Consider the following 10,190-nt stretch of genomic DNA (forward strand, 5'->3'; position numbering starts at 1 on the left):
GGACTGGGGACTGCCTCCTGCCTCCTGCCTCCTGACTCCTGCCTTCTGACTCCTGGATCTCCTGACTCCTTGATCTCCTGACTCCTCGATCTCCTGACTCCTCGATCTCCTATGTCATAATTATGCAACCTGCAAGAACATTTGAAGATTTAATAGTTTGGCAAAAAGCACATCAATTTGTATTAGGAGTATATCAATTAACGGCTAATTTTCCTAAATCAGAAATATATGGGCTAACTTCTCAGTTTAGACGTGCATCTGTTTCTATTCCTGCAAATATTGCAGAAGGGTTTAAGAAAAAAGGAGATGCAGATAAAGCAAGATTTATGAATATTGCACAAGCTTCTGTGGAAGAATGTAGATATTATCTTATTCTGGCAAATGATTTACAATATGGTGATACATCAGAATTAATGTTGCAATTAAAGGAAGTGAGTAGGTTATTAGATAGTTATGCTAAAGCTATTTTAAACAAGTAATCCTTCTGACTCATTCTGACTCCTTGATATCCTGACTCCTGGATCTCCTGACTCCTGACTCCTTGAACTCCTGACTCCTTGAACTCCTGACTCCTTGATCTCCTGACTCCTTGATCTCCTGACTCCTTGATCTCCTATTTTTTATGTATCAGGCGCAACCACCCTTAGAATTTATCCCCCCAGCCTTTAACCCCTTGTTGTTAAAATGCGTACATTTGTTATTGCCCCACTGGATCAGCTGGAAAACTCCCATTAACCAAATTGAAGCAGAAAATGTAGAAGTTTTAGCGGAGCTTTATGATCAGTTTCAAGCTGGTAAAATTCGGTTTATGTTAGCGTTTCGTCATCCAAAAACAGAAGATCCTTTTTGTTTAACTTATTTATTTTCTCAGCTTTTACCCAAGGTAGCAAAACAGCAAAATATAAATTTACAATATCCCATTCATGCCCATTTTATTTATGATCGGGGTATTCCTTTATGGGCTGGTAAATATATAGGTTGGTTAGCTGCTAATTTAGGTGGTACTCCTATTCAAAGAGGTAAAGCTGACTGGATGGGGTTGCGTTCTGCTAAAGATTTATATATTAATGGTAAATTCCCCATGGCGGCTGCTCCAGAAGGTGCTACTAATGGTTTATCAGAAATTATTAGCCCTTTAGAACCGGGTATTGCTCAAATGGGTTTTTGGTGTGTAGAAGATTTACAAAAAGCAGGGAGAAATGAAGAAGTTTTAATTGTCCCAATTGGGTTAAAATATAGTTATGTTGATGAACCTTGGGAAGCGATCGCCAATTTATTAACTCAGTTAGAAATTGCGAGTGGTTTAAATTTTCAATCAGCTAATAATAGTAGTTCCTTTGAGTTACTTTATCCCCGATTATTGACTTTGGCAGAACAATTATTAGCTATCATGGAGAATTTTTACAGCAAATTTTATCATCAAACCTTGCCAGATGAAAAGATTACTAATGGGGAAATTAAAGATAGAAATGAAGCCTTAGCTTACCGATTACAATCTGTAATGAATATAGCGTTATTCATTGCTGAACAATATTTTGATTTACCATCAAGAGGTAATTGGAATGATCGATGTAGAAGGGTAGAACAAGCCGGATGGAATTATATATTTAGGGAAGATTTTAAAGATATGAAATCATTATCAACCATTGAGAAAAGTCTAGGGGATAGAATCGCCGAAGAAGCTTATTTTCGGATGTGGCACATGAGATTAGTAGAAAGTTTTGTAGCAGTTTCTGGTACTTATATCCGAGAAAAACCCACAGTAGAAAGATTTGCCGAAACGACTTTACTATTATGGGATATGGTGAATAAAATTAAAGGTAATAATCCTTTAAACCGTCCAGAATTAGGTAAACAAAAAGCCAAAATTTCCGTAGGTAAACCAATATCTGTATCTGAACGTTATCCCACCTATAAAGGTAGTCGAGTAGGTGCAAGACAAGCGGTATCTGAGTTAACAAGTGATTTACAGCAGGTGTTGCAAGAGTTGGTGATCAATTGATAATTGATAATTGATAATTGATAATTGATAATTGATAATTGAGGGAGCATCCAAATTTTGAAAAAATAAGAAAAAATAAATGCAGCAACACCAAAAACTCTCTCCAACTCTTTTACCTTTGTGTACTTTGTGTCCCTTGCGGTTCAATCAAATAAAGCCTGGGGTAATTTGCTGTTGTGAGATAAAAATAAACTTACACATTTAGGATGCTCCCATAATTGACAATTAAAAATTGACAATTACCTATCCCTGAAATTCAGAGGATTTCAAAAGCAGAATTTTTGGCTTTTTCCCCTTTCAAGGGTAGGTTTTAAACCTTTAATGAAACAATTGTCAATTGTCAATTGTCAATTGTCAATTGTCAATTGTCAATTACCACCCCTAGCAACCCCACCAGTACGACGGGGATCAGCAGCAGCAGATAAACCATGTTGGGGATGCCATAAAGTGGCCTGCACTCCGCCAAAATACATAGAGAGTTTAGGGAAACAATGGGTAATAAAACCCCCTATTTCATCCTTGGGAATACCAGCTTCCATGACTACAGTAGGTTTACCATCCCTAGTTTCAACGTGCAGACGAGGATGGGCGATCGCCTCTTCTAAAGACATTCCCAAATGCACAAAATTCAGCAATACTTGAGCTATGGCTGTGGTAATACGAGAAGCACCAGGAGAACCAATAGCTAAAACCCTACCATCAGCACATCTAGCAATAGTTGGGGACATATTAGAAGTTAAACGCATTCCTGGGTTTAAATGGTGACATCCTTGGGGATGTAATTCTATTTCTCCCAAAGAATTATTCAACCAAAACCCAGTACCACCAACCATCACTCCCGAACCATAACCAGCAGAAGCGGTAATAGAACAAGCTAAACCGTTACTATCAACGGTGGAAATGTGAATAGTTGAAGGTGAAGATAACAGAGTTTGCGGTTTTCCCACACGGGCTAATTCTAGGAGTTTTGCAGTTTCCCCAGTGCGATCGCTGCTAAAATCAAGATGATGGTTGCGGTAGTTTAAAACTGCGTGTTGCACCTCTACCATTTGTTTAACAGTCGTTAAATTCCATTCTTGCACAGAATTATCATCTAAAAGTAACAACATTGCCGCCAAACAAGCACCACCCACAGCGGGAGGAGGATTAGTTGCAATTTGCCAATGATCAAAATTAATGCAAATAGGCGATCGCTCTACCGCCTCATAAGCAGCCAGATCCGCCGCCGTTAACAAACCTGCATTTTCCTGAATTTCCGCAACAATCCGCTTTCCTAATTCCCCAGTATAAAAAGCCCGTACCCCCTCCTGGGCAATCAATTCTAGACTCTCAGCTAGTCCAGGAACATGAACAATTTCCCCTTGTTGTAGGGGAGTACCATCCTCATGGTGTAGCGTCTTATAGCTGTCAGGATGCCACCCAAAAATAGCTGCATGGGTGTAATGTAAATATTCCGCCGCACCCCCAGAAAGGGGAAAACCTTGTTTAGCCCATTTTCGTGCAGGTGCTACCACATCAGCCCAAGGTATATTTCCGTACTGTTCCCAAGCCTTGCCCAAAGCCGCAAACATTCCCGGAGTGGCAATACTACCATAACCAAGCACCGTACTAATTTCACCACCATAATCAAAGAAAACTTCCCGAATACCCTGGCCAAAACGCTCATCTTCTAAACCTCTTCCTGGCATCTCTGCATAACCATCAATGACAATAGGATCAGCATTAGCTGGCCAGATAGTGATAAAACCACTACCACCGGCAGCCATCACCCCCAAATCAGTACACATAGAAACAACAGTAGCAGCGATCGCAGCATCAACCGCATTACCTCCTTGGTTAGCAACAGCAGCACCAGCATCCGCAGATATTTGAGAACCAGAGGCAATAATTACTTGTGGCATAGTGGAAAAATCGTCAACACTTACCTACCATAACTTGAGAAGTTGTCAGCATTCAGCTATCAGTAATCAGTAATCAGCTTATAATGGCAGAAACAAAGATTTAGCAGCATTAATTGAGTAAATTTACACTCTGTGCATTTGTGATTGTTCTTTGTATTTTAGCATTGAAAGCTGATAGCTGATGGCTGAATACTTGTCAATTGACAGCTAAGATCATAGATAAATATATCAATAGTCTCAGGTGATGTCATGTTAACGAATATTACAGAAAATCAGACTCCACCAGTTGAGGTTATCCCAGACTACGAACCCCCCCTACCACCAACCGATTTAATATTTGATGATGGAGTTCCCTTGGAAAGTAACCGCCACCGCATCGCCATGAATGTTTTAATTTATTCTTTACAACAAGCATGGTCAGACCGTCAAGATTATTTTGTTGGCGGGAATATGTTTATCTACTATAGTAGTGAACAACTGAGAAATAAAGATTTTCGTGGTCCAGATTTTTTTGTTGTTTTGAATGTCCCCAATAAAGAAACTCGTCAAGGTTGGGTAGTTTGGGAAGAACAAGGACGCTACCCAGATGTAATTATTGAATTAATGTCTCCCTCAACTAAGAATGTAGATTTGGTTCTCAAAAAAGAACTTTATCAAAACATCTTTAAAACTAGAGATTATTTTGTTTATGATCCTTTTGATCCTCACTCCTTAAAAGGTTGGCATTTAGATAATCATTTTGTTTATCAACCTTTAACAGCTAATGAAAAAGGCTGGTTATGGTGTGAAACATTAGAATTTTGGTTAGGAAATTGGCAAGGAATACTAACAAGAGAAACCGCCACTTGGTTAAGATTTTATGATCAACAAGGAAACTTAGTTCTGTTACCAGAAGAAGCTGAACGTCAACGAGCAGAACAAGCAGAACAAGCGAGAAAAGAAGCTATACCCAAATTATTGCAAATGGGTTTAACTGTTGAACAAATTGCCCAAGCTTTAGCATTATCAATTGAGGAAGTACAAAAAGTGACTACAACATTAACATAAACAACCACTAAAAAATTAATTACTGCTCGTTCCCAGTCAGAGACTGGGAATGCTTAATCGAGGCTCTGCCTCAAATTTACAGTAAGATAGATCCTGCCATAATTCATTCCCATAAAACCCTATTTACCACTTACAAATTTTCAGAATCTACACCCATAGTCTGAAGATTTGGCAATAATTTGATCAAAAATAAACCAGTAATGCCACCGTAAGTTAATCCCATCACTAAACTACCTGCTACTGTAGCCGCAAGCAAAATTGTCCCTAGAGTTTCTAAACCTCCTCTGACTATTTGCCCAGCAATAACACCAGCGATAATACAAGCTAATACCCCTATACCTGCGCCCACTGTAACACCAATAGAATTGGCAATTAACCATTTAAGAGTCTTATTTTTCTGCCATTTCATCGTTCGTGCTTGGGCAAAACTCAGGGAAATGATACCACTGACTAAGCCAAAAATTGAGCTAATAATACCATTAGAAGTCATAACAAGTATGAGGCTACCGATACCACAACCAATGCTGAAACCAAAAGTAGTGGCTAATATCCATTTAGCAGATAATTGATGGCGTAAAACTAACTTTTGGGCAATACCCACACATAAACCACCCAACGCACCACCCCAAAAACCGGAAATAGCAGATAAAGAAGAATTGATTGCCGGTAAACTAGAAAATAAACCCAAGAAAAAACCAATAACAATGGCAATAGTTGTGGCGAATACCCACCACCAATATTTTGCTTTCAGAGTTGGATTTGACATAAATTTTATACGATTTTCTACAGATAAACAAATGAGATTTGTAAATGGTTGGTCAATACTTATCGGTTAAGCAAATGTAGGTTGGGTTGAGCGACAGCGAAACCCAAAAAAATCCTTGAGAATGTTGGGTTTCGTTCCTCAACCCAACCTACCATATAATGACTTTTTAGCCTTAACCGAGCAGTATTGAATGGTTGGTAATCATGGGAACGAGAAAACGAGAAATAAAAACCTGAATTGATCAGGTTTTTGTAAAATTATCATATTTACACATAGAAAGTATAGCGTCTAAATTATTCTCTTTCATGTCTCCTTCATTCATATTTTTAAACAACACCGTAAACGCACCAGCACCCAAACCATCCTGCGGAAACATCCGATAACAAGGAATACTTGTTAAATGTGATTGATATTTAGATAAATGACTAACTTCCACAGCTTGAAATTGGGGAAATCTTGCTAACAACCATTCACAAACCTGCTCATTTTCTTCTGGGGAATAGGTGCAAGTCATATAAACTAAATACCCTTGAGGTGCAACAACTTGGGCTGAATTAGCAATAATTCTTTTTTGACGATTAGCACTTTTATTAATTGCAGTATGATGAAAACAACCCGGTGCTTTTTCACCTTTTGCTAGTAAAGATTGACCCGTACAAGGTGCATCAACTAAGACTAAATTACTAGATTCTGCAAACATCTCTACAAAAATACTAGAATCTCGATTTACCACACAACTAGGTTGAATATGGCAACGTTTCAAGTTAGAAATTAACATCCCTAAACGTTTACCAATGACTTCATTACTAATTAATAAATCAGGTTTTAACGCTTTCCAAGCAAATACACTCTTGCCTCCTGGTGCAGCGCACATATCAAATACTAAAGGTACTGGTTGATTAATTGTTAACAACACAGAAGCCGCAAATACAGAAGAAAAATCTAAACAATAAAAATATCCTTGTTGATGTAAAGGATGTTGACCTGGTTTTTCGCCCAAAGATAAACGATCTACAAATTCTGGTTGCCAAAGTGTTGGTGTTTCTACTGCAAAAGGTGAAACTTCAAGCTTGTCTTGACACCAAAGAATACAAGGTGCAAAAGGTTGAGGATTAACTAAAGATGCAATAAACTTTGCTTGTTCATCTGCATCATCAAATAAACGACGGGCAACTTTAAGTAATAAATTTGAAGGCTTTTCCATATTCACAAATTGGGTAATTTTAGCTATTTAGCACAATATTGAAAGTGTTACACCAGAACAATGTAATTAAGGCATTTGGCTGCATACTGAAAAGATAATGACCAACATTGAGATTGCGTTTTTAAAGCGCGTCCGGCGCTGCTTCTGGCCTTTGGCTAGAAGCTAACCGTTTTTTGACAGTTGTTAAACTAACCCATTTGCACCGGAGAGGTCATGATCTTAGATAATTTTCCACAAAAACTGCGCCAAGAAGCACAACTTTGGCGAGATGAAGGACTTATCAGTTCTTCCCAATACCAGCAAATTGCCGACCGTTATCAATTTAACAAAATAGAAGCGGCTGCAAAAGAAAGTTCTGGTTTAATAGCCATTGCTGTCGGTGGTTTACTTTTAATTTTAGGTATCATTATCTTTGTAGCAGCAAATTGGCAAACATGGTCAAGAGAAGTTAAATTTATCTTGTTGATGAGTTTGTTTTTGTCTACTGCTATCACGGGTTTTTTGACTTGGAGAGAACCGACTCTTGCTAAGGGAGAAGGTAAAAAACCACAACGCAACAAACGTCTATTAGGAGAAGCTTTACTCATTCTCAGCGCCTTAATTTTGGGTGCAACTTTAATGCTGATGGCGCAAATATTTAATATTAGCGGTTCAGCTACCCAGTTATTTTTAGCTTGGGGGTTTGGTGTTTTACTCATGGCTTATAGTCTATCACTCAATTCTTTGGGTGTTGTGGCTATTATCCTGTTACAAATTGGTTATTGGTTAGGACTGAGAGAATTTTGGTCTGCTGGTAGTGATTTTAATTGGGCGCGTTTAGCTGTGCGACATACGCCGTTAATTTCTTGGTTGTTGTTTGTACCTTTGGCGTATATTTGTCGTTCACGGGTGATTTTTATCTTAGCAGCGATCGCTTTTACTCTTTCTCTACAATACAATCTCAATCCTTTACCATTATTAACTTTTTCTGATGTTATTCCTTGGGTTGCTTCTTTTGCTTTAGCATTACCACCTGCTTTATTTTGGAGTTATGATGATTTGTTGTTCCCAACTGTTAATTATCGGTTATTTCAAAATATAGCCCGTAATTTAGCTTTGGGGTGTTTTGCTGTGGTGTTTTATTTATTGTCTTTCCGTTGGCAATGGCAATCTTTCAGTTTTGGTAATTCGCCAAATAATTTCTCCAATGTTTTTCAATCTTTGCCTATCATTGATTTAGGCATTCTTAGCGGTTTAGCAGTGTTGCAATGGTTATTTCTGTTTCGTCATCGTCATAACCCAACCCGCAGAGAAGTATTTTTTACTATCACTGTCATTAGCATTTTTCTGAGTTTCATTGTCATTGTACCTTTTTGGCATCAAGCTATAAGTCGTATTACTGAACTAGGCATTTTTGTTTTCAATGTTCTGTTGATCACGTTAGCTTGGGGACTGATGCAACAAGGTTTAAAGTTGAGTAACAGAACTTCTTTTTGGTGTGGTATGCTATTATTTATCCTGCAAATTATCAGCCGGGTTCTAGAGTACGACACTGATTTATTATTTAGATCATTGGTGTTTGTATTGTGTGGTTCTGGTTTGATTTCTGCCGGTCTTTGGTTTGAACGTCGTTTACAGGAACGTGCTACTGTTAAAAAACAATAGCAGGTGACAGGTGACAGGTGACAGGTGACAGTGCTAAACGCCTTTGAGTGTCAAGGTTTTAGTTTAGATTAATGTCCTAACCGCCTTCTCTACGGCTACAATTGCGGAAATTAGAATTAAAAAATATATTAAATCTCTGCGTTATAAATCCTATTAGTCATGGGTAATAGGGAATAGGGAATAGGGAATAGGGAATAGGAAATAGGGAATAAGGGTAAATTATTTGTATTTTCCCAATCACCAATTACCTTTCCCCAATCACCAATCACCAATTACCAATTACCAATTACCTTTCCCCAATCACCAATCACCAATTACCAATTACCAATCACCAATTACCAATTATGACAAATAACTCACCAGAACAAAATAAAACCTTAACTCCAGAAAAGGAATTTTCCGAAAAGTTAACTTTTCGTGATTACTTAATTGCTACTGAACAAAAGGCCAATCAACCATTACCAATTTGGCGGTTAGTAGCACCTCTAATGCTGCAAGTAGGGTTAATTTTAGCAGTTCCCACCCAAGCAATGTATACAGAAATGACAGGTAAAAGTGTGATTTTGCAAACTTTACCTGCATATTCTAATAATGTGTTACAGGGTTCTGCTTTGTCCTTTGATTATAATATCTCTCGTACTGAAAATTTGCGAAGATTACCGGGTTGGAAAGATTGGGTAAGAGAAAATTCTCTGAGAAATGGCAGAATCAATCAAGGCAGTACATTATATTTGATTTTGCAGGAACAACAATCTTTTAATCGTGGTTTGAATCGTGATTTTAATCGTAATGTTCCCGCAGCTTGGAAACCAGTGCGTGTGAGTAGCGATCGCCCGATTTATTTAGCTAATAATCAGGTAGCTTTAAAGGGTAATTATCAAGATGGGTTGATTAATTACGGTTTGGAAAATTATTATCTTTCCGAAGAACAAAGACAACAGATTAATAATGATTTGTTGCAAGCACAGCAAAACCGAAATGGAAGTAGAACACCGATCATTGTCAGGGTGAAAGTAGATCCTCAAGGTAATGCTGTACCAACGAGTATGTGGATAGGCGATCGCAATTATCGCTTTTAATTAGGGAACAGGGAACAGAAGGCAAAAGGCAAAAGTGAATATTCTTTCTCCCCCTGCACCCCTGCTTCTTCCCCAGTCACCAATCACCAGTCACCAATCACCAGTTACGTAAATTCCAAGCTGCACCAAAAGCAGCACCCGCACCAGCTAATAATCCCGTACTCATACCTTGAATTGTTTTTTCGACTGGGTTTTGGGTAATACATTCACTGGTAATTGTATCAGCACGCATACACATTTTACTTTCTGCCCAACTAGCAGTTCCGCCTAAAATAACACCAGATAAACTACAGGAAACAACAAGCAGTAACAAGCGTTTCGTTTTTATATCCATAGATGGATGTGTAAAGTAGAGGAGTGAGGTAAAGTTCCCACTACTTTACACTATATTTTAGTGATTGATGATTGGTGATAGTTGACAGTTGACAGTTGACAGTTGACAGTTGACAGTTGATTGGGAAACATAAAATTGATTACCCAGTCCCCAGTCCCCAGTCCCCAGTCCCCAGTCCCCAGTCACCAGTCCCCAGTCCCCAGTCCCCAGTCC

Annotated in this window: 10 protein-coding genes; 6 read left to right on the forward strand and 4 right to left on the reverse strand. The window is 38.4% G+C overall.

Annotated features, from left to right (window positions below):
• Positions 1-122 precede the first annotated feature (122 nt).
• Positions 123-479, forward strand: a complete 357-nt coding sequence (locus PN497_RS23100) for a four helix bundle protein (protein WP_096568651.1) — start codon at positions 123-125, stop codon at positions 477-479.
• 143 nt (positions 480-622) lie between these two features.
• The gene (locus PN497_RS23105) at positions 623-2,002 is read left to right on the forward strand and encodes a glycerol acyltransferase (RefSeq protein WP_096568654.1); all 1,380 of its coding nucleotides are present in this window, start codon (positions 623-625) and stop codon (positions 2,000-2,002) included.
• A gap of 368 nt (positions 2,003-2,370) precedes the next feature.
• Here PN497_RS23105 and PN497_RS23110 read toward each other — a convergent pair whose 3' ends face one another.
• On the reverse strand, positions 2,371-3,903 hold the full coding sequence (locus PN497_RS23110; RefSeq protein ID WP_096568658.1) for a gamma-glutamyltransferase family protein: 1,533 nt from the start codon (positions 3,901-3,903) through the stop codon (positions 2,371-2,373).
• A gap of 249 nt (positions 3,904-4,152) precedes the next feature.
• Here PN497_RS23110 and PN497_RS23115 point away from each other — a divergent pair, with 249 nt between their 5' ends.
• Positions 4,153-4,950, forward strand: coding sequence for a Uma2 family endonuclease (locus PN497_RS23115; RefSeq protein WP_096568661.1), 798 nt, complete (start codon positions 4,153-4,155; stop codon positions 4,948-4,950).
• Between the two features lie 130 nt (positions 4,951-5,080).
• Here PN497_RS23115 and PN497_RS23120 read toward each other — a convergent pair whose 3' ends face one another.
• Together PN497_RS23120 and PN497_RS23125 are read right to left on the reverse strand one after the other, a co-directional pair.
• Entirely contained in the window at positions 5,081-5,716 is a 636-nt protein-coding gene (locus PN497_RS23120) for a hypothetical protein (RefSeq protein ID WP_096568663.1), read from the reverse strand.
• Positions 5,717-5,957: 241 nt separating this feature from the next.
• Positions 5,958-6,920, reverse strand: a complete 963-nt coding sequence (locus PN497_RS23125) for an RsmB/NOP family class I SAM-dependent RNA methyltransferase (protein ID WP_096568666.1) — start codon at positions 6,918-6,920, stop codon at positions 5,958-5,960.
• Between the two features lie 213 nt (positions 6,921-7,133).
• Between PN497_RS23125 and PN497_RS23130 the strand changes: the two genes are divergently transcribed.
• The 3 genes from PN497_RS23130 to PN497_RS23140 all read left to right on the forward strand — a co-directional run bounded on the left by PN497_RS23130 (position 7,134) and on the right by PN497_RS23140 (position 9,643).
• Positions 7,134-8,564, forward strand: a complete 1,431-nt coding sequence (locus PN497_RS23130; RefSeq protein WP_190346606.1) for a DUF2157 domain-containing protein — start codon at positions 7,134-7,136, stop codon at positions 8,562-8,564.
• A gap of 223 nt (positions 8,565-8,787) precedes the next feature.
• The gene (locus tag PN497_RS23135; RefSeq protein ID WP_272110914.1) at positions 8,788-8,919 is read left to right on the forward strand and encodes an alpha/beta hydrolase; all 132 of its coding nucleotides are present in this window, start codon (positions 8,788-8,790) and stop codon (positions 8,917-8,919) included.
• Positions 8,909-9,643 (forward strand): GDYXXLXY domain-containing protein, encoded by a 735-nt coding sequence (locus PN497_RS23140; protein ID WP_096568669.1) that lies wholly within the window; start codon positions 8,909-8,911, stop codon positions 9,641-9,643. Before PN497_RS23135 ends, PN497_RS23140 begins: the two co-directional genes overlap by 11 nt.
• A gap of 97 nt (positions 9,644-9,740) precedes the next feature.
• Here the strand turns inward: PN497_RS23140 and PN497_RS23145 are convergent, their stop codons facing one another.
• A complete protein-coding gene (locus PN497_RS23145) occupies positions 9,741-9,977 on the reverse strand; it encodes a hypothetical protein (RefSeq protein WP_096568672.1) in 237 nt (78 codons plus the stop codon).
• Positions 9,978-10,190: the final 213 nt, after the last annotated feature.

The sequence above is a fragment of the Sphaerospermopsis kisseleviana CS-549 genome, from assembly GCF_028329225.1.
Classification (GTDB): Bacteria; Cyanobacteriota; Cyanobacteriia; order Cyanobacteriales; family Nostocaceae; genus Sphaerospermopsis; species Sphaerospermopsis kisseleviana.